This window comes from Salinibacillus xinjiangensis, from assembly GCF_009649735.1.
In the GTDB taxonomy this organism is placed as follows: domain Bacteria; phylum Bacillota; class Bacilli; order Bacillales; family Alkalibacillaceae; genus Salinibacillus; species Salinibacillus xinjiangensis.
The window spans coordinates 381,290-403,279 of the sequence record NZ_WJNH01000001.1; the positions used below are offsets into that span (position 1 = coordinate 381,290).

Genomic DNA, 21,990 nt, shown 5'->3' on the forward strand with positions numbered 1-21,990 from the left:
ATTTAGGAAATCGTCATATTTCTTTCAAATTCTCTCACCAATGAAGCATCATCTAGATAAACTCCTTTTTTAACCGTAGTTACTGTAGAAGTTCCAGTTTTTTTCACGCCACGTGCACACATGCATAAATGCTGCCCCTCTATAGCCACCATTACCCCTTTAGGATCAAGAACCTTGTGAATAGCCTCTGCAATTTGTTGAGTCATTCTCTCTTGTACTTGTGGTCTTTTGGAAACCAACTCTACTAATCTAGCAAACTTGCTTAATCCAACAATACGCTCATTCGGAATGTAGGCAATGTGTGCTTTGCCAAAGAATGGGATTAAGTGATGTTCACAAAAGGTATAATAGTCGATATCTTTTACTACAACCATCCCCTCATAGCCCTCTGAATCAAAGGTAGTCGTTAAGGCTGTTTTAGGATCAATTCCTACACCAGCAAAAACTTCATCATACATTTTCGCAACTCGATCAGGTGTATCTAGTAGGCCTTCGCGATTGGGATTTTCTCCAATCGCTTCTAAAACCGCACGAATATGGTTAGCTACATTTGCCTTTTCTAAAGTATGATTTTTCACTAAAATTCCTCCACCAATATATTTTGAAAACCTAAACTTATACATGTAATTACTTTTCGCCAAAAAAAAATCCACCCTAAAAGCATGGTGGATTTGAAAGAGAAAGATTGCTTAAAGTAAAGTAACTTCTTACAATCATTCAAATGACACCCCTTTTCGGTAACCCGGCTACCTTAGTCTATTGACCTTAGATCCATAGGCTTTGCGTCCTCATTTTTCAATGAGTTTGCCATTATCGACAGGAATGAAATAAATATATCTATTTCTTTTTTCCTATTACTTATATCGGCACTCCATTAATAAATGTTAATAATTTTGTCGATATTTGTCAAAGAATAGTTCCTTTTAACTACACAAAGTCAATGGTTAAGGGTTGTTTATAGTTTAGTAGCAATTGGATAAACCTACCATGACCCATCATTCCTATTATGGTAGGAAGTGTGAAAATAGGAGTACCTTCCTATTTGTTTCTTTACCAAGACAAGGAACTTACTTAATCCTCTATATGAGGTAAGGTGCAGAATGAGAGGGTGAATCTAAAGTGACACACAGTACAGCCCTATTATCGAATAAAAGTAGTAGTCTAATATATAAAAAATCTCTTTCTCTATTCATATAGATTAGATGAGGAGAGAGAGTATAATCCGTTTAAGTATATGGGGAAGAATACATGTTTCATGATTACGAAAACATTGTTGATTTTTCGGCAAGTATCTGCTAAGTGAGCTTTTATCGTTGAATCTAGGTCAATCGAACGTTTAATTGACTTCCAAAATAAATAGTAGGACTCGTGTTAGTCGCACTTAAACAAACGTTTGTTTAAGCCATATTTGAACTTAGCCCTAGATCAAACTTTACGTTTCCCCACCCTAAACTTCAAATAAGCCTATAAGACAATAGCCGCCCTCTATCTTATGCTAAAACTAACGCGGATTCCAAAATAAGGACGCCTTTATAGATAGAGGTTTGTATGGAAGAGAATCATAAAGAATCTCAAGAAGTCTTACAGGAACACAAAAGGTTAACCTAATATTTGATTCACAAATGGGGATTCGAGATACTGAAGGAATTCTATCAGGAAGGGCTAATTGCCTTTTGGAGGCTTAAAATCATATCGGCCGAATCGAGGTAATTTTTTCATATTATGCCTATTTATGGTCCAATCCGTAAACGGAATCAAGAACAGGTAAATGAGGCGCTCTATATGGGCAGAGCTTAGCTGACAGCTCTGGCATTGGATTAGCATCTGGACAGTTCCTCAAAGTATAATTTTTATATAAATTGCATATTTGTCATAAATTGGGTAACATTTTCTATGTGGTAATTTTATCCCCTATTGTAAAAGATATTATATATAGTTGAGCAAGGAGAGTATTATTGATGATAAATTTAAATGGAATGCAAGTTTGTTATAAATGTAAGCAATCTAAGCATCACAGTGAATTCTACGAGAGAGGGAATCGTTATTTGAATTGTTCAAAGTGTCGTAGTCAGAGGGTTAAAAGAAAAGCATCCACAGAAAAATTGTTGGAAAGAGAAAAACATTTAGCTAGGAACTGTTAAAATAAGTACCCGGTAGTGAGTTTTATTAACTACTTCATGAGACTATATCGTTATCTTCATGGAAACTTTTAGTTAGTTAGTAATAATTTCGACACATTTTCACCACTTTTTAACATTTTAACGCTTTTCAGTGTTAAAATGTCATGTATAGGAGGGGTTCCTTTCTTTGATCTCCCTTAGAACTTTGAAAAACATGCCCCTCCTACACTGGCCCTGGAGAAACTCAAACAAACGTTTGTTTAATCGCAATTTAGATTATTATCCTTTAAATCAAAATATTTAAATCCCCGCTAACAAAAAAGCCCTAACATCATCCCCAAAAATGATGCTAGAGCCCAATAAATTATTTTACATTCGCATTGTTTACCGTTCCCGATTGTGTGTTGTGATTTATGTATTTCATAAGATCACGCTGTAAATCGGTCATGACGTCTTGAAGGGTTGAACCATGTTCATTTCCATTCCGATAAAGCTTTGTGACGATTTGTTTGAATTCTTCTATCTGTCTGTTTCCGTTCTGAGTCATATAAACTCACTCACGCCTTCTCAAGTATTTCCCCATCTAATTTCCTATGTTTCTCTTTATCTGTTAAATAGCTTACAATAGATTCCTATTTTTTTCAACAAATATTTACAACTAAAGGTAGATTATTACTGCTTATTTTTAATCCCTATGAGATTTAATACAGGTCGATAATTATGACTTACTAAACCAGTAATCTCGACCGTTAATTCGATTAATATGGCTAGTAGTATCATCACAATAGTCGAGCCCCACATGGTGCCACGAGTAAATACGATAGCAGCCAAGCTAAAGATTCCACTCATTGTATACAAAATTAGAACCGTCTGACGATGTGTAAATCCGAGTTTAATCAAGGAATGATGTAAATGTGCTTTATCAGGTGAGTGGAGCGGTTTCCCTTGAATAAATCGTCGTACGATAGCAAAAAATGTGTCGACAATTGGCACACCTAAAATGATAATTGGGACAATAAGAGAAAATACAGTTACATTTTTATATAAACCTAGGATAGATAGAACGCTAATCATAAATCCGAGAAAATAAGATCCTGTATCTCCTAAAAATATCTTGGCAGGATAAAAGTTATATATCAAGAATCCTAGAGTGCTTCCTAGGAGCATTAAGCCTAGGATGGCTACAACTACATTCCCCATAAATAAGGCCATTCCTGAAATCGTAATAAGCGCAATAGCTGCAATTCCAGCTGCCAATCCATCTAAACCATCTATGAGATTGATTGCATTTGTTACTCCGACAATCCACAATATCGTAATGGGAATACCCCATATTTCAAAATCTACCTTTGGACCAAAAGGGATTGTAATAAATTCAATTTGTAAACCGCTTAATACGACTATTAAGGCTGCAACGATATGACCACTCAGCTTCATACTAGCTGAAAGTCCTATGACATCATCTAGGACACCTACAAGCATGATCACTGTTGCACCTGTGATAATTGTTAACAAATACTGACTATCTGGAGATAAGAACAACAAGCCAATAACAAAACTTGTATAAATTGCTAAACCACCCAAACGGGGCATTATTTTATCATGAACCTTCCTCTGTTCAGGCACATCTACTGCATTTATTTTTAAAGCCACTTTTTTGACAATGGGTGTTATAGATATGGAGAATAGAAAACATGTAATGATAGATAAATACTCCATGATGTTCCTCCTGTTATTTACTCAAATATGAATCATTTCCTTTTCCCTTATAACCATTACGCTTATCCGTACTTTTTTCTGGGTATCGTTGTCTAATTCTATTACTTAGACGATATAGGGCTCCAAAAAGTTTCAGATTTTATTAACCTTTTATAATAAGAGGGTATTTAAACCTTTTAGACTTTAATAACAAAAAGAAAACAGCCGAAGATTATCCGACTGTTACTACTGTGTTTATTAATACTTTACAAGATTTTGTTTTAATTCCTTTAAATCAATATCAAGAAATTGACAAGTTAATTTTTTAATGAAAAGTTCTTCCTCCCGAGGATTAAATAATTTAACTTTTCCTTAGGGATAGCCATAAATTCCTTGTGTTTTACTAAATAAAATGCTGTACCTAACCCTATCCAAATCAGTAAAGCTATAATTGACTCGATTCCAAGAGCAGCTGGTGAAGTCGGGATTAGAAGTAGACCAATAAAGGTTAGACTCGCTAACATACCAATTAAAGCAAGTAACTTTTTACCTGGTGCAACGAGAGTTGTTTCAGAACTCATTTGACCTTGACCAGACCATTTGTAAAATGAGTAAGCTGTATAACAAGTATAAAAGTAAGCAATCGATACACCAATCGATGACATATCCACAATCCATAATAGTACTTCTCTTCCAAACCATGGTGCCAACATAGCAATTAGAGCGGTAAATATAATTCCAACATATGGAGTTTTATATTTTGAATGCAGTTTTGAAAATGAATCAGGCAAAATTTTAGCTCTTGACATGGCAAATAGTAATCGACTTGAAGAAATGATAAAACCATTTAACCCAGTAAAGATCCCCATGCTTAAGGCAATAACCAAAATGAGTAGACCAAGAGTTCCTAATATTTCTTGAATAGCAGCCCCTGTTCCCCAAATGTGTTGCTCCGAGACAAGTCCTAACCATGGTTGAGTCATTGCGGTTGCTAATACCATTAGACTATATAATAAAGCTGCAGCAAGTAAGGCAAAGACAATTAATCCAAACGCCTTTTTAGAAGAAAAATTAAATTCTTCTGCTGCTTGAGGAACATTGTCAAAACCAACATATGCCCAAGGTGCAATAGCTACAATGGAGATAATTGCTGCAAACATTGAAATATCTGGATTAAATAACGGTTCAACATTCTCGAGTCCCGACGTTGGTGACGCACCTACCATAAAGGTAAGCACTATTACTCCAATCAGCATAATGGAACAAAATATAAATTGCATACGACCAGATAAACCAGTTCCTTTAATATTTAAGTAACCAAAAATGGTTAAAGCAGCTGTTGCAATCATCACTTCGCCAAAATAAACATCCCATCCGGCCAAATTATACATTTTAAAATTTTGAACAAGCTCCGGGAACACAAACTTAAACATCAATGCAAATGCAGATGCATTCAACGCTACTATACATATGTAACCTAAAGTTAAAAACCATCCACATATAAACGCATGTGTTCTTCCTAAACTAATAAAGGCATAGGCAAATTCCCCTCCTGATACTGGGAAGTTTCGAATTAGAAAACCATAACTAACAGCTATTAACATCATTAATAGAGCTCCTATTATAAAACCAATAATTACCCCTAAAGGACCTGCCGATGACATCCATGTAGTCGGTTGAACAAAAGCTCCCCAGCCAATTGATGAGCCTAATGCAATTGCCCAAACCCAATGTGGTTTTAATGTCCTCTCTAATGTTGTCCTTTTCTCATCCAAGTTAAAACCTCCTTTGTAATCAATTCATATTTAATTCAATTTTAGGTAAGTATACTCGAAAAAAGCAATATTATCATGATGTCCGTACCAGTAAGAGATTATCACAGAAACATCACATATTCTTCCTTGATAATTTGATTTTAAAGGAATACATATCCGATCGATAAATCGCATTCTCTAATTCAACAAATTTACCATTTACATCTTTCAGGAGCCTCTCAGCGTATAACATATTTGAGTTTAATGGGAGATTCATGAGTTTCGAATCTTCACTAGATAAGGTTGTTGACTTGATTACTTGTTCCGCTTCAAAGGTCTTCACACCTAATTGACGTTCTAATAAATCATAAAGAGCCTCTTTATTTAAATCATATTTAACTAACTCTTGACCTATATCGATTGGGTAATAATGACTCTCTATACCAATCGGGATATGATTTGCGAATCTTATTCTTTTAAAGAAATATGCCCTTTGTAATCCTGTTTTCTTCTGAATGTCATGTTTTAAATTTATAATCTTGGAGTCGATTAACTCAGCTCCGGGTTCCATTCCCATACGTTCAATAGTCTCTGATGTACTACTCAGATTACCTAACCAATCATCTATTGGCTTGACGGAAACAAATGTTCCAATTCCGCGTTTTTTTTCAATTATCCCTTCTCTTTCTAAAAGACCTATTGCTTCTCTAACGGTACTCCTGCTTACATGAAAATCATCCATTAACTCTCGTTCGCTTGGTATTTTATGTATATAATATCCTGTAAATATTTTATTCTCAATCTCTCTTTTCAACTGGATATGCAAGGGAATTGAGTTAGTGTAATCCAGTGGCATAAATGTCACCTCTTTATAAATATAGACTCACTAGGTCAATCTAAAATGATATTTTCTAGACTAATGTTTATGCAGAAAAATCCTTATGGACAAAACGAGCCGAACATTGATGTCCGACTCGTTTACTTAATCTAAGCAGAATATATTACTCATCTAAATTAATTAGTTAGAAGTTTTAAAATCCTCAGGTCTTTCGCTGACCATACCAAAAGAATAACGAATGGCTTTTACTATCCGTTTAGAGGCATTTCCATCTCCATAAGGATTTGAAGCCTTTGACATTCTCTTATAAATACTTTCGTCTGATAGTAGTTCATCTGCTAAATTATATATTTTTTCTTCTTCAGTTCCACTTAACTTTAGGGTTCCTGCCTCAACCCCTTCTGGTCTTTCAGTTGTATCACGTAATACAAGAACAGGAACTCCTAATGATGGAGCTTCTTCTTGAACTCCACCTGAGTCAGTTAAGATAATGTATGATCGATAGGCTAGGTTATGAAAATCATATGCCCCTAATGGTTCTATCAAATGGATACGATCGTCGTTTCCTAAAATCTCATCAGCAATTTCCCTTACTTTAGGGTTTAAATGAACTGGATAAACAACTTGTACATCATCATATTTTTCAACTAATCGCTTAATAGCTGAAAACATATTCTTCATTGGTTGGCCTAGATTTTCACGCCGATGAGCAGTTAACAAAATTAATCTGTCATTATCAACCTTGTCTAAAACCTCATGTTTATAATCTTCTTTTACCGTTGTATTCAAAGCATCGATTGCTGTATTACCCGTGATAAAAATATTGTCAGTATCCTTATTTTCCTGGATTAAATTAGATGCAGACTTATTTGTCGGAGAAAAGTGTAAATCTGCAATCACACCTGTAATTTGTCGATTTATCTCCTCAGGAAAAGGTGAATACTTATTCCAAGTACGTAATCCAGCCTCAACGTGACCTACTTTGATTTGATTATAAAAGGCTGCTAAACTAGCCACAAACGTTGTCGTCGTATCTCCATGAACAAGTACTATATCAGGCTTAACTTCCTTCATAATTCCATCTAGACCTTCTAAGGCCGAGGCAGTTATATGTGTTAGTGTTTGACTGTCTTTCATAATATTTAAATCATAATCAGGTTTTACATTAAAAATTTTAAGAACTTGATCTAACATTTCACGATGTTGCGCTGTTACAGTTACTATTGAGTCTATTTCTGGTGACTTTTCTAATTCTAATACTAATGGGCACATTTTAATGGCTTCTGGCCTTGTACCAAAAACTGTCATAACCTTTAGTTTTCCTGACATTATTATACCTCATTTCTATCTTGGTCAATAAATATATTCTGTTTCAATCAGTAAAATCCTACCATGTAGGCAATTTATTGTAAAGAAAAGGCACACTTTTCAGGTGACTTTAAACATATATTAAACCCTTCGTTTTCACTAAATAATTTTTGTCTTTTTTTATCCCATAGCATACATTATAAATACAAAAAATATAATTGAACTTAATAAAGTATGCATATATAATAATAACTTAAGGGAGTTTGAATATGGGGGAAAAATGATGAATCGTGTTGAATTGAGGAAGAAAAAACAACGAAAAAAATTATGGCGTCGAATATTTATGATATTAGGAATCATATTAATCACATCTCTAAGTTATGGTGGATATGTTTTTTATGAGTCCTATCAAGCTGCGAGCAAAACATATGACGACTTAGGCAGAGATAAATCAAAATTACGTGAGGATAAGGTTTCTATTTCTCAAGATCCCTTTTCTGTACTGTTAATGGGCGTTGAGAGCTATTCAAGTGGCGGTGGAGATACAGGAAGATCAGATACATTAATGCTTGCCACCTTTAATCCGGAACAAAAAAACATGAAATTAATGAGTATACCTCGTGATACACGTGTAGAAATTGCTGAGCGAAATACAGTAGAAAAAATTAACCATGCCTACGCTTATGGCGGTAAGAAAATGACAATTGAAACTGTAGAAAACTTTTTAGATATTCCTGTTGATTATTATGCTACTGTAAATTTTGATGGATTTAAGAATATAGTTGATGTGTTAGGTGGCATTGATGTAAATGTTCCCTTTGATTTCCAACAAAATAGTGATGACCGTATTGCTGAAAAATTGCAGTTCTATGAAGGTCCAATGGAGCTAAATGGACGTTATGCACTTGCATATGCCCGTATGAGACTTGAAGATCCAAAAGGTGACTTAGGTCGAGTTGAACGACAAAAAGAAGTTGTGACAGCAGTTATAGATAAAGTTACTTCTGCAAGCACTGTATTTAAAATTGATGATTTAGCAAATGAATTAGGTAATAATATCGAAACAAACATGAAAATTTCCGATGCACTTAAGCTTTATAAAAAGTATCCTAACTTCAGTACTTCCAAGATTGAGCAAATTACCTTAGAGGGTACACCACAGTATATTGATGGCGTATCATATTATATTGTAGATGAGCAATCATTATCTAACGTAAAACAACAACTAAAAGAACACTTAGATATATAAAAAATAAAGCCGATTAGTTGATAACTTTCCAACTATCGGCTTTATACTTTATTATCTTGTTCTTGATTTTTAGTTGCTTTTTTTATACCCAAAATTCTTCTTATAAGATTTAAAACTGGTTGTTGACCATTTCCTACTAACCCAACAATTTCAGCGATAATATGAAGAAAAAAAACAATAACAGTAATAATGATAAACGACGTTAGTAAAGTGGAATTGGTAAAAAGAATAGCAAGAATTCCAAATAGTGTACTAAAGGAATAAATTATTAACACGGATGTGCGATGGCTAAATCCCGCATTAATTAACTGATAATGTAAATGCTTTTTGTCAGGTGCCATAATTTTTTGTCCACTTGTAGCTCGCCTAATAATTGCAAACAGGGTGTCAAATATAGGAATAGCCAAAATAATAATTGGAATAATGAAACTAAAAAGCGCAACATTTTTAAATAAACCTAACATGGAGATAATCGATATGCAATAACCGAGGAATAATGCACCTGTATCACCCATAAAGATTTTAGCAGGATAAAAATTATAAATTAAAAACCCAAGGTTACTACCAATTAATACAATACATAAATAAACTACTGTGACACGATAATCAAGGATACCCATAACTAAAATACTAGCTAAAGCTATAGTTGAAACTCCGGCCGCAAGACCGTCAAGTCCATCTATAAGGTTAATGGCATTTGTGACCCCAATAACCCATAGAATTGTAATAATAAAACTGAAATTCTCTAAATAAATTAGGCCAAAAAAAGGCAAAGTGATCTTTTCAATTATTAATCCTGATGAAATGACTAATAAAGCGGCAGATACTTGACCAATTAGTTTGTAAATTGGTTTCAATTGAAATAGGTCGTCTAAAATACCTGTAATTATAATAATAAGTCCGCCTAAAGCAATTTCAAAAAAATGTTCATGATTCGGTTGTAAATACATCAGTGAGACTGCCACACCAATAAAGATTGCCAATCCCCCTAAACGCGGGCGTATCCCTTGGTGGATTTTTCTCTCCTCCGGCTCATCTAATGCACCTATTTTTACAGCTACCTTTTTAACTAAAGGGGTGATACATACTGTCACAAAAAATGATATCAAAAAAGCGATGACAATCACTTGTACATCCATAAAAGCACCTACTCTTATTGTTTCTATAAACACACACTTATATAATAATATCACATTCTTATTGTGGTGAAAATCAGTAATAAATATGAAAACAACTTCTACATCAATAAAATAATCCCAAAACGCATATCATATTATTTGAATACGTTTTGGGAAGTTTTGATTTACCTGTTAAATCTGTTGTTATACGCTTCTTGAGCTAACATTAGTCCAACAGAGTGATTTTCATACCATATAGAATTAAAATTACTTAATGGCACAGGCCTTGGTCCTACAGGGGGCGATATTTCAGGCGTAAATCCTGGTTTCTTTTCTCCATGTAAGAACCAATCTGTGTATCCACCACCACTAGGGTTTGGACCAGGTTTTACTAAGCTATAGCCTGTATTACCTCTTATCATTTCTGCAATTCTTCTAGCGTTTCTTTCTAGTTCACCGGATGCTTTATATTTCCAATAAAGTATTTCACCAGAAGAATGATAAGCAACTGCTGTTTTAAAATCATGAGCCAAGGTAAAGTTGTAAATTGCTCTAGACTCCGGTTCACTTAATGGAGATGGTCCCTTATAATTCATGGAACTAGGTTCACCTGAATTATATTTAATGGTGTCCCATCCCGCTGGATATTGACGGTTTAAGTCTACACCTCGGATATTCGCTTTCCAAGAACTAAAATTTTCACTTCCATTATTCAGAAGAATAACCTCATGTGGTTTACTTGCACTATATGGACCCTTTTGTACTAAAGTAACTCCATCTGGGTTTACCATTGGAACAAACCAAATTGAAGTTTTGTTGAGAATGTTTCTTGCATCAAACCCATCAATACTTCCATCTTTAACATACGCTTGACTGTAGCTATCAACCATTTCCATAACCAAATTAGTTGTTAACCATTCACGAGCATGGTGAGCAGCATTGATAAAAATTTCAGTATTTCCTTTTCCGAGTTTAAGAGCATATAGATTTCTTCCATCCACTGACTTCCCTATTACTTCCCATGAAATAAGATGCGGATATGTTTTTTGAAGTTCATCAATATCATCTTTTAGTTCTTCATAGGTGTACTCTTGATATGGATTTACGATTTCTTTAGCAACCATCACATTAGCTTCAACTTTACTTTTAGATACATATCCGTACCTGCCACTAATGTTTACTTCATACCAATTTCCATAATCACGTACTACAGGATATTGCTTTCCTTTTTCTATTGTTGCAAATGGAATCAGTTCTTTGCCTGTGTTGTCATATATAACAACGTCTTGCTTAGGTTTTAGAGTTCCATTTGAATAACTCGCTTTCTTACTGTTTTGAAAAGCATTTGCATAGGATGGGTCTGTCTTTGATTTACGAACATAGCCATAATGATTACCAAACCTAATACGGTGCCAATTTCCATAATCACTTACACGTTCATAAGTTTGTCCTTTGGTCAAAGTTCCAACTATCACTAATGATCCACTACGATTATCATAAACAGGTAAATTAGACTCATTGACCTTAAAATACTTGGTATTTTTAGTAAAAGTTCTTTTCACATCATTTTTTTGGATATACCCAACTTTGTTAGCAATTAAAACACGATACCAATTCCCATAATCACTAGCAACAGGATGTGATTCACCATCTTCTAAAACTCCAAATGGCTCAAGCTTACCAGACGAATTATCATAAACAGTCACGTCTCCAATGGGAATAATTTCCATATCGCTATTCTTATAAGTTGTATTGTAGTTAGGAATTTGTTTTTTGAAATTCGGAATAGTCCCTGACTTATGAACATACCCATAATGATCTCCAAACTGTATTCGGTGCCAGTTTCCATAGTCACTTACACGTTCATATACTTGACCTTTTGTAAGCTCGCCTATCTTTTTTAATCCTTTTTGTCGGTTATCATAGACCGTTAAACCATCAGTAGTGACTTCGAAGTATTTTGATTTTGAATCAAAATAACCATTTACACTGGTCTTATGAATATACCCTACTCGATTAGCTACTAAAATGCGATACCAATCACCATAATCCGATACTATCGGAAATCTATGGCCATTTCTTATCTTTGTAAAAGGGACTAGCTTTTTCCCAGTGTTATCGTACACTACTGCATCATTACTTGCTATGAAACTTTCAGAGCTATTTTCATAGTTTTGGTTTTCATTTTTAAGAGAATTTCCGTTTGCTGGCACAGTGTCAGCCTTCCACACATAACCAAAGTGATCTCCGTATTGAATACGATGCCAGTTTCCATAATCACTCACACGAGGATAGACTTGATCTTTTTTCAATGTCCCAACTTCTACGAGTTTTCCAGTTCGATTATCATAAACCGGTAAATTATTTGTGGTTACTTTAAAATAATTGTTTTGTTCCACAAAAAGCTTTGTAACTTTTGACTTTTGTATATAACCTACCCGGTCAGCAATTAAAACACGATACCAATTTCCGTAATCGGAAACAATTTCATGTTCTTGACCTTTTTTAAGTTCAGCAAATGGGACTAATTCACCAGAAGTATTATCATAAACTGTTACCTCTTCATCTACTCTAAACTTTCTTGATGAATTCTTATAAGTTTTATTTTCATTATTTATAGAATTATGGTTACCTGAAGTTGTGTTTTGTTTATGGACATAGCCATAATGAGAACCAAACTGAATTCGATGCCAGTTTCCGTAGTCACTATCAATCGGATAAGTTTGGTCCTTAATTAAAGTTCCTATTTCCTTTAATTCTTTTCCACGATTATCATAAACTATCGCTTCATGATTAATTACTTTGAAACAGTTTCCATAATTTGTAGATTGATAAGTTTTATTTATATTTGGAATATCTTTTTTCTTAACAACTTTATTAGGACTGAAATTGGGTGTATCAGTGTCATTATCAATAGTAGTAACAACACTTTTATCTACATCCACAATTCTATTTCCGAGTACCACGCGATAAACATTTTCTTTATCTTCTAATATCGGATATTTTTCACTTTGCGATAATGTTACGTGAAATTTAGGTTTCTCTACTTCTAGTTTTAGATCTTTCTTTGGAGTAAAATACCCTTTTATTACTTCTGGATTAAAATTGGCATAAGAGTTTTCCATACTCTTATTAGGGACAATCTGGGCTTTCTCCTTGCTTATTTCAAAGTTTGTTTCACCCCATTGAATTTGATAGTTATCTTCCATTTCTTTAGCAAAAATCAGTGTCCCTTGTTTGATTTCGCCCTTTACCTGCTCATCTATGTTCACAGATACCGGATTATTTACTTTTATAATTACATTATGATATGCTAGTTGCTCTGTTGCCTCAACAGTAAGAGGAATTGTTGAAAAGATTAATAGAAATACTAGAAACCATGTAAATAATCTTGACGTTTTTTTGTTTTGTTTTCGTATTTTCCCCACCTCCATGACATACATTATACTACAAATTTAGACAATATCAGATTGTTTTTTATGATATAAGTCAATTAAAGCAAAAATTTAATTGAGCAATTTTATATAGTAATATACAATAGATAGGAACAATTAAAATAGTGATGTAATCTACAGATGGGGAGCACCTGATATGAAAGATGTTATCATGTTAGTTACAGAAATCATTAATATATTACATGATTTATTAATTGAAAAATTTGGAGTGAATATGTCAGATAAAGACCTCCATTTTTGGATTATAGGAATAATAGGAATGATATCTTTTTTTATGGTTTTTTATAGCTTCAAACTTATTTCTAAGCTTAAGTGGCATGTTTCTATACTCTCTTTCATTTATACCTTTACGATGATGGTTGTGTTGGTTTTCGCCATTGAAATTCAACAAGCTATCACCAATAGAGGGAATAAGGAGTTTGCTGATGCTGTGATAGGTTTATGGGGGTTTATTGTATTCTTTACTGTATACACATTTCTTGTTATTACAATATACTTTGTTAGTAAAATTATTAAGAATTCTACTTACAAAAAAGACATTGAATACACAAAGAGAACAGAGCGTTATAACAAACAAAAATGAGTACGTGTTATTAAAAATTGCCACACACTAAGTTATTTTTTGTTTTGCTAAGTGTGTGGCAATCTTTTTTATCAACATAATTATTGTTACTTTAATGGAATTATTATAGAAAAAACACTATTGTACTCTACAGGCTGGGAAGACTTTGTAGTCAACCTTCATTTATGAATTGCTGTAACTCATCTGGCGTTCCTAATATATGAACTTTTTCAAAATCAACATAAGAGATTCTCACTTCCCCTCCTTTTTGAATCAAAAGGTTATAAAGTGGCGCAACATATTTCTCCCCTTTTTCAAGGTTAATTTCGTCCGCATAATACTCATTATATAAGTCACTATATAGTTTACAGGAAGAGAAATAATAGGCACCCAGTGTACAATTATCCGAAATACGGACTTTCTCTCTAACTTCAATAGCCTTTCCATCATTATCTAATTTCACAAAACTCCAGTGTTCACCAGGTGCTTGAAAGCATGGAATGAAGCCATCTCCTACGATTTTTTCTGTTTTCATTGCCCCTACTTCTACATACGTATCAATATTGTAAATTAAAAGGGGTGCATCAGATTTCCATTGCTCTTTTGCAAGCATAGCTGTTGTTGCTTGTCCGTCGGTTACATGGTCGATTTCGATTACTGCATGTGAAGTAAAACTAAACTTTTCACACATTTTCTTAATAAATTCAGAAGAGTTGTCTTCTTTTCGTACGATAAAAATATAATGATTAGATGAATCATAATATCCTTCTAGACTCATCATGGACCATTCAAACAATGTTTTTCCTTTTGCTTCAATCATGTACTTTGGAACATCGTAACCCGCTTTCTTAAAACGGGAACCGAGTCCGGCCATTGTGATTACAATATTCATTACTTACACTCCTCTCTCGAATTTTTGCATATTTCATCTAATTGTTCGGGGCTGTATTTCAAAAATTCATCTGGACGAACAGAACGGTCATCTACATAAAAACCGACATGACCTGGCCATGGTTTTCCGTAAATCACTTCATCATATGGGATATCCCATTTATCTAGCCACGCAAGTAACACTTTCGCAGTGTTTGCGTTAATTAGCCCAATGTTTCCGTTATAAGAATTCATATTACGAGCGGTAAATAAGACAATTTTTGCACCTTGTTCTTTATACGTGCGTAATTTTTCAACCATCTCTGAATAAGGAATAAGATCAGCATATTCTTCTCCTTTTTGTTTGATAGGACAAAGAGTTCCATCGATATCAAAAACGAAAGTTAATTTTTCGTACATGTTTTCACCTCATTTAGAATTTCAATTGCATTTAAGATAAAGCCAAACACCTTTTGGGGATTGTCCATATGCAGTGGAAGCATGGATAGGAAAAGAGAAGATTCATATAATCTAACAAGTTGATAATCAAAACCATGCTTTGCTAGGTGTTTTTTAAATAATTCAATGTATTCCTTGTTGTCAAAATCAATCGATAAAGCAAAATGGCAATTTTCATTTAATGTAATATCATACATACCGCTATTAAAAAAATCATATTTACCGCAAATAGAATGAGACAATTTTGCTATATCATAATAAGGGTTTGTCCATAACTCTTTTTCTTCTAAAGCTCCTTTTGGGTCAATTAACCGTAAAAGAGATAATTCTTTATTATATAGCATATTCGAGAAACATAGGTCACCATGGCCAATTACACTTTTACCAACACTCACACCTGAAGCAATTTCATTATATAGTGATTTATACTCAGAAACGATATCATCAATACTTGAATAATCTGTTCCCGCTTGAATATAAGGTTCAATCTCACTGTATTTATCATGTTCTTTAAGTTCTTCCACACGTTGATCTAATTTATGAAGATAAAGGTCGTCAGCAATCGCTTTGTACTCCCCTTTAGGAATAGATGTTTCATGTCGGTTTGTTACAAAGTAAAACACCTTGCTTAAAAATCTATTCATTTCAGCAAGTGAGACAGATCCATGAATCCACCTTATTGCCATATCTGTCATGTGAAAACGTTCCATCGTGTAACTTGCAGAATGCTCATTTTCTTCATAATTATAAGGCATAACAAACCATGGTTTCATCGAATCTGGCAATAAATGATAAAAGTGATATTCCTTTTTTATTTTTTGAATATTCACAGATGTTTTAACGACCGAATATTCATCCCCTTTTAAGGAGTTAAAAAACCTAGCATCAAACCCTCCTGAGATGTACAAAAGAAATTGAGAGTAATTAGAAATATCGGAGAAAGCCTGATTTTCTAGACTCGTATAAGGAATCTGTTCTGGAATTTGACGTGTTGAAGCATGTTTTGCAACCTGTAAAAATTCCCTATACTGATCAAGGGCAGAAAAAACATAACTTAAGTCATCTACGCTTACCGTTTCATTCACATATTGAGACTTCTTAACAAGAACGTCAAATTGCTCAGTACTTGAAATTACTGCATGTGAAAAAAGATGAAGTACAACCGTATGAGAAGGAAGATTAACAAGAACTTCTTCTACTTCCTCTAATTGTTGTTGATTATTTAGCTCAAAACAACCAATTACAAAATCATAAGATTCGATTGAAGAAAGAAAACGGTTTTTAAGGCTAACCCGTTTATAAACGATTTCTCCAAAACTTTTATCTCCAACAATATTTTTTATCTCTGGTCCTGGTTGTTCAATGTTGTCATAAACGATAAAAAGTTTTTTCATCTGTTAATCCTTCCTTTCAAAAACTGAAACCCATATATGCTCAATGTAGTTAGTGAAAAGATAATTGCACCAAATACAAAATAATAAACAAAAAAGGAATCGTTTGATTGTGATAATACACTAGTTAAATAACGGTGAAAAACTGTAAAAACAGAGTTTCCTTGAACAAAGAAAGAGACAAAAAGACTGAACAAGGAAAATTCAAGTATCCATGCAACAATCGAAAGCAAAAGAATAAAAGGAGAGCGTCCAGTTACTAACAATTTTTGGGTCCTATAAAGACTTTTACCATGCTCTAACGCTTTTAGTGCTTTTACTGCTTTTAATGAATGTACCTTTTTAACCATAAACTCATTTAAATAACGATAGGTTGACGGGAAGAAAAGGTAGACAAAAAGAAAGAAAACAATAAAAAGTAATAAGAGAACACTTAAATATGAAATTTTTTCTGATGTAACAAGTTCATAAGGAATGAGAAATAGTAACAAAATACATGAATCAAAAAATCGTTCAGTTAACATCCCAAGAAAACTAATTCTGAAACTTTTTATCTGTTTACCAAATGAATAAAATTTAAAAACTTCACCAATTTTAAATGGGAACGTAATACTTACAAAGGTTGTTTTAATATACAATTTAATAAACTGTAGTGCAGGAATTCGAAACTCCATCAAAATTAAATAAAAACGGGCGCATTTCACGGCATGAATCGCTATATAAAGAAATACTGAGACAGCAATAACGCCAAAAGTAATTGGCGATATAGATACAGTAACATCATCTACCTTATCTAATACCATCACACTTAAAACAAAAAGTGATGTGAATAGAAAAAATATATTAATAACGGAATGAAAAGAAATTCTTCTCATCATTTCATTTCATCCATCTGTGTTTCGTTTTTTGCGATTATTTTTGCTGTATAATTTTCTTTTGGGCTGTCTCTTAATTCAGACGTGATGAAACTTTCACGTTTTATGCTATATTTTCCTAACATCGATAATACTTTAACTGCTTGACTAAATAACTTAACATTTGAAAGTTGATCATCTTCCCTCCAAGTAATTGGAAAAAACATCAGACTGTGCTTATAGGTATGAGCAGCTAGGATCATACAATAGTTAAACGTTAATTTGTCTGGAAATTTTTCAAAAAAGCTATTCTTCAACATGTCAACATGGTACATGTTAAGGCCAGAACCTAGGTCGAAAATTTTACGTCCAGTAACAACTGAAAATAAAAGATTATATACACGGTTTCCAAATGTTCGGAAGGAAGAGTACCCTTTTAGTTTCGAGTCTTTCATGAAACGAGCACCTAGACAACAATCGTACTGTTGGTATTTTTTGTTTTCAAGTATTGGAAGAATATCATGAATACTTCCTTGGTCATCTCCGTGAAGAACGATTACATAGTCATAGTTGTTTTCAATCGCATAAGAAAATGCCACTTTGTGAGATCCACCTAGCCCATAATTTTCATCATTTCGTAAGAGTGTCAATGGAAAATCAGGGTGTTCGTTAATGTAAGAAGAGACGACTTCCTCTGTTTTATCGGTGCTTCTATTGTTGACCATAATTACCGAAGAAATGTAACTCATCACTTTACTATCAAGTTGGTTTAGCACCCGAATAACTTGATTTTCACAGTTGTATCCAGGGATAAATAATAATATTTTATCTTTCATATTTTTCGTCCTTTCTTTATAATTTTTCGATCAACGTTTTCATCACGATATAGTTTGCCAAAAGCGTTATTGGCGTAATCAACACTTTTACCCATAATGCCAAGTTAGAAGAGATAGACTGTGGCAATACCATTGAATGATAGATAAAGTCATAAATAAACTGAGCTAGCCAAGAAATAAGTAAAAGTAGTAGAGCTTGGTAACCAAAGTACACAAAATATTTATAAATAAGCCTAATTCGAGGATTTGTTGATTTAAATACTTTATTAGTCGATGCGAGAAAAACAAATGTAATTGCAGGTAATGCGCTCGCTATATTGGAAACAAATACACTTAGTTTTACATATTCAACTAGAATAGTATAGACTACAAAGTCAATCAACCAGCCTATTCCTGAAACTGCTACAAATGATAAAAATAAAAGTAATTTTTTAAACAAAGAAATCTACCTTACTTTCATATTTTTTGTTATAAAAGAACATCACTAAAAATAAGGTTAAGAAGACATAACCAATCAAGTATACTGGGAAATAATACATAAACCAATGATCCGGAGCAGCAGCGAACACAAGCGGAACTTTTAGTAATACCAAAATGGTTAATAGACAATTAGTCCACCTCTTCTTAATCAAAGAGATAATAAATATAATGAATATGGCCATCAAGGGTGGTATTACATTATAAAAAACATGATAGGATATCGTAGTTTTTGTATAGTTCGATAAATCACGGCCTTCTAATAGCTTTATGGTCTTCTCCCTTACATCCACATATGGTGGGTGGTTTAGTGAATATTGTTTAAACCTGTCATAAGGTGGTCCTCTAAAAGAATATAATTTTGACGTGTCACGTTGTGTGTTTAATTGGTCATGAAAAAAAGCAGAAGTAGCGAGAAACGTATCAATTCGTTCATGAAAAAAAACAGGGAGATAAGAAAAAACAAGTTCATAATACGTATTTTTAAAGGTGCTAAACTCTTCTTGTGTATAATTAGAACGTATCAACTCTTTTTCATTCCAAAAAGCACCAATCCCTCGATTATGTTTCATAAATAGTTCTACATTTATAACTTGATTAATATCTTTTAACCTTGGATCGTCTTGAAGCGATGCTTCTTTAACAATTGGTAAAAGTGGTTCAACTATTGCTGTCAACTCATACCGATCACTTTCTTTTTGGTCTTTAATAAAGTAACTTTGAAAAGAGCTTAATCCCGAAAACATTATGAATGTTGTCACAACAAGAATAAGTTTGTGTATGTTCAACAACTTTGATTTAAACAATAAAATAAGGACTAAAGGAGCAAGAAAAACGTAATATACGGATTCACCTCGCCATGTGGCAAGGATGCTAATGAGAAACGAACTCATAATCACTAACTTAATGGACCACTTTCTTTTATCGATCCTCATAAAGAGAATAAAGGTAATAAAAAATAATTCTAAATACGAATAAAGTGACAACCGTAATGGATGTAAATTACTATCAAGAACGGCCAAAGATAAAAAAGGAACATAAACCAAATAAAGATACCTTTTTTTGTCAATGAAACGACTCATTTTAAAAACAATATAACCAACTACCATGGACATTATAATGTTTTGAAACAAGAGAATTCCCGCTGGGAAAGGGAAAATCTGTAATGCAGTCATAAATAATATTGATGTAAGTGAATGTTGCCAAGGATTGACTACAAGTCTAGTTGCCTTTTCCAAAACAAAAAATTCGTCCCATCTCCACACACCTGGCCATGTAAGAAGAAGGAAAAAGAGCATGATTGCAAAATAAATCAAAGAATACTTAATAAATAAAATGGTGTTACGATCTCTTTTTTTGATTATATATGAAATAAATTGCCACATTACTAATAAAAGAATTAGGGATAAACCTTTAATGCTGCACCATAAAACTAATTTTGAAAGGGGCAAATTAGTAATTGAAAACGTAAAGATGAAACGATCAGTGAAAAAACTAAAAAACCAATGAAAAAGTGCAACAATAATGAATTTTCTATCAAAATAAGGAAAAGAGGGAAGTTTTAGCAACTTCATTTAAAAACAGCTCCAATCTTATATTACATACCTTTCGATGACTTGTAGAATCTGCATCCCAAAATGGTTTTGTTTTTCGTTTATACAACAAGAAGCAAATTAGAAACCCTAATGTTTTAGAAAAGCACATCTTAAATGTACTTACTTTTTTTAAATGTAAACACCGATAAAAGTAAACATATGTTAAAAAGCAAACTATGACTCTTTGTTTTCGCAAATAATTAACAAAATGACATAGATACTGACTAAAAAAACCATCCACACCGTTCTTCACAGCTTCATACTCACCGCTAAACTAAGAGAATCATTATTATCTTAAGAATACTCACATCACTCGCCATTTCAATTAAATTCAACTGTAAACTATAACAGACAACAGAGCGCATAACACCGATTGCCTAGTATATTACCTAGCTTTTACTAACTGTTTTGGATGTTAATCATTAAAACCATTAGGATTATTTTTATGCCATTTCCATGCATGCTCAATAATAGTGTTAATATCATTGTAATTCGGATTCCAGTCCAGATGTTTCTTTGCCTTTTCTGAAGAAGCAATTAATACTGCAGGATCTCCAGGTCTTCTTGGAGCATTTTCAGCCTCGATAACTTCACCTGTCACTTTACGGCATGTTTCAATAATATCTTTCACTGAAAAACCATTTCCGTTGCCCAAGTTAAATATATTTGATTCCTCAGTTTCCCTCAAATACTTAACCGATAAGTAATGAGCCTCTGCCAAGTCCATGACATGAATATAGTCTCTAACACAAGTTCCATCTTCCGTATTATAATCGTCACCAAAAATAAAGATTTTATCTCGTTGTCCTAATGCCGTTTGTAAAACAAGAGGAATCAAATGAGATTCGGGATTATGGTCTTCCCCAATTCGGCCAGATGGATCAGCTCCAGCCGCATTAAAGTACCGAAGACATACTGATTTTAACCCGTACGCTTGATCTGCCCAATGAAACATTTTTTCTATAGCTAGCTTGGTTTCGCCATATGGATTTGTTGGTAATGTATATTGCTTTTCCTCAATCGGAACAGATGATGGATTGCCATATGTCGCAGCGGTTGATGAAAACACAATATTTTTCACATTATGTTCAACCATTTTCTTAATTAATTGATAAGTCGCAATTAGATTATTTTCATAGTACTTAAAAGGATTCTCAACACTTTCGCCGACCAACGAATCAGCTGCGAAGTGAATAACTGTGTCTATGTTATTCTCTGTAAAAATCCTGTCTAGTAGTTCTTCGTCTCTAATGTCTCCATTATAGAACGTTTGATTAAGTGTAGCTTCAGCATGTCCCTTAGATAAATTATCTAAAATGACTATATCTTCACCTTTTTCGTTAAGTAATAGTGATGTGTGACTGCCTATATAACCTGCTCCACCTGTTACTAAAATAGTCATATAT

General features: G+C 33.4%; 18 protein-coding genes and 1 riboswitch. Of the genes, 2 read left to right on the plus strand and 16 right to left on the minus strand.

Annotated features, from left to right (window positions below; genetic code table 11):
• Positions 1-2: 2 nt before the first annotated feature.
• The 6 genes from folE to wecB form a co-directional block, all read right to left on the minus strand.
• A complete protein-coding gene (folE, locus tag GH754_RS01730; protein ID WP_153727187.1) occupies positions 3-623 on the minus strand; it encodes a GTP cyclohydrolase I FolE in 621 nt (206 codons plus the stop codon).
• A 110-nt stretch (positions 624-733) separates the two neighbouring features.
• Positions 734-819: riboswitch (cyclic di-GMP riboswitch) on the minus strand.
• 1,665 nt (positions 820-2,484) lie between these two features.
• Positions 2,485-2,667 carry a hypothetical protein gene (locus GH754_RS01735; RefSeq protein WP_153727000.1) on the minus strand — a complete coding sequence of 61 codons (183 nt, stop codon included), beginning with the start codon at positions 2,665-2,667 and terminating at the stop codon, positions 2,485-2,487.
• Positions 2,668-2,792: 125 nt separating this feature from the next.
• The gene (locus GH754_RS01740) at positions 2,793-3,839 is read right to left on the minus strand and encodes a glycosyltransferase family 4 protein (RefSeq protein WP_153727001.1); all 1,047 of its coding nucleotides are present in this window, start codon (positions 3,837-3,839) and stop codon (positions 2,793-2,795) included.
• A 296-nt stretch (positions 3,840-4,135) separates the two neighbouring features.
• On the minus strand, positions 4,136-5,593 hold the full coding sequence (locus tag GH754_RS01745; protein ID WP_153727002.1) for an APC family permease: 1,458 nt from the start codon (positions 5,591-5,593) through the stop codon (positions 4,136-4,138).
• Between the two features lie 112 nt (positions 5,594-5,705).
• Positions 5,706-6,428: a GntR family transcriptional regulator gene (locus tag GH754_RS01750; protein ID WP_153727003.1), complete on the minus strand. Its 723-nt coding sequence runs from the start codon at positions 6,426-6,428 to the stop codon at positions 5,706-5,708.
• Between the two features lie 162 nt (positions 6,429-6,590).
• The gene (gene wecB / locus GH754_RS01755) at positions 6,591-7,739 is read right to left on the minus strand and encodes a non-hydrolyzing UDP-N-acetylglucosamine 2-epimerase (protein ID WP_153727004.1); all 1,149 of its coding nucleotides are present in this window, start codon (positions 7,737-7,739) and stop codon (positions 6,591-6,593) included.
• Between the two features lie 262 nt (positions 7,740-8,001).
• Between wecB and GH754_RS01760 the strand changes: the two genes are divergently transcribed.
• On the plus strand, positions 8,002-8,967 hold the full coding sequence (locus tag GH754_RS01760) for an LCP family glycopolymer transferase (RefSeq protein WP_228550096.1): 966 nt from the start codon (positions 8,002-8,004) through the stop codon (positions 8,965-8,967).
• A gap of 41 nt (positions 8,968-9,008) precedes the next feature.
• On the opposite strand, the gene GH754_RS01765 is transcribed toward GH754_RS01760, so the two are convergent.
• Both GH754_RS01765 and GH754_RS01770 read right to left on the minus strand, forming a co-directional pair.
• Positions 9,009-10,106, minus strand: a complete 1,098-nt coding sequence (locus GH754_RS01765) for a glycosyltransferase family 4 protein (RefSeq protein ID WP_153727006.1) — start codon at positions 10,104-10,106, stop codon at positions 9,009-9,011.
• Positions 10,107-10,270: 164 nt separating this feature from the next.
• Entirely contained in the window at positions 10,271-13,519 is a 3,249-nt protein-coding gene (locus GH754_RS01770; RefSeq protein WP_194841253.1) for a M14 family metallocarboxypeptidase, read from the minus strand.
• A gap of 157 nt (positions 13,520-13,676) precedes the next feature.
• On the opposite strand from GH754_RS01770, the gene GH754_RS01775 reads away from it, so the two are divergent.
• Complete coding sequence (locus GH754_RS01775; protein ID WP_153727008.1) at positions 13,677-14,123, plus strand: hypothetical protein; 447 nt, start codon at positions 13,677-13,679, stop codon at positions 14,121-14,123.
• 151 nt (positions 14,124-14,274) lie between these two features.
• Here GH754_RS01775 and GH754_RS01780 read toward each other — a convergent pair whose 3' ends face one another.
• From GH754_RS01780 to galE, 8 genes are all read right to left on the minus strand, one after another.
• Positions 14,275-14,994 (minus strand): glycosyltransferase family 2 protein, encoded by a 720-nt coding sequence (locus GH754_RS01780; protein WP_153727009.1) that lies wholly within the window; start codon positions 14,992-14,994, stop codon positions 14,275-14,277.
• The gene (locus tag GH754_RS01785; RefSeq protein ID WP_153727010.1) at positions 14,994-15,392 is read right to left on the minus strand and encodes an HAD family hydrolase; all 399 of its coding nucleotides are present in this window, start codon (positions 15,390-15,392) and stop codon (positions 14,994-14,996) included. The genes GH754_RS01780 and GH754_RS01785 overlap by 1 nt, the downstream gene beginning before the upstream one ends.
• Positions 15,377-16,825, minus strand: a complete 1,449-nt coding sequence (locus GH754_RS01790) for a hypothetical protein (RefSeq protein ID WP_153727011.1) — start codon at positions 16,823-16,825, stop codon at positions 15,377-15,379. The genes GH754_RS01785 and GH754_RS01790 overlap by 16 nt, the downstream gene beginning before the upstream one ends.
• Positions 16,822-17,700, minus strand: coding sequence for a lysylphosphatidylglycerol synthase domain-containing protein (locus GH754_RS01795; protein ID WP_153727012.1), 879 nt, complete (start codon positions 17,698-17,700; stop codon positions 16,822-16,824). Before GH754_RS01795 ends, GH754_RS01790 begins: the two co-directional genes overlap by 4 nt.
• A complete protein-coding gene (locus GH754_RS01800; RefSeq protein WP_153727013.1) occupies positions 17,697-18,512 on the minus strand; it encodes a glycosyltransferase family 2 protein in 816 nt (271 codons plus the stop codon). Before GH754_RS01800 ends, GH754_RS01795 begins: the two co-directional genes overlap by 4 nt.
• 16 nt (positions 18,513-18,528) lie before the next feature.
• Complete coding sequence (locus GH754_RS01805) at positions 18,529-18,951, minus strand: GtrA family protein (protein WP_153727014.1); 423 nt, start codon at positions 18,949-18,951, stop codon at positions 18,529-18,531.
• Positions 18,944-20,563, minus strand: a complete 1,620-nt coding sequence (locus GH754_RS01810; RefSeq protein WP_153727015.1) for a hypothetical protein — start codon at positions 20,561-20,563, stop codon at positions 18,944-18,946. Before GH754_RS01810 ends, GH754_RS01805 begins: the two co-directional genes overlap by 8 nt.
• Before the next feature lie 436 nt (positions 20,564-20,999).
• The gene (galE, locus tag GH754_RS01815) at positions 21,000-21,986 is read right to left on the minus strand and encodes a UDP-glucose 4-epimerase GalE (protein ID WP_153727016.1); all 987 of its coding nucleotides are present in this window, start codon (positions 21,984-21,986) and stop codon (positions 21,000-21,002) included.
• Positions 21,987-21,990: the final 4 nt, after the last annotated feature.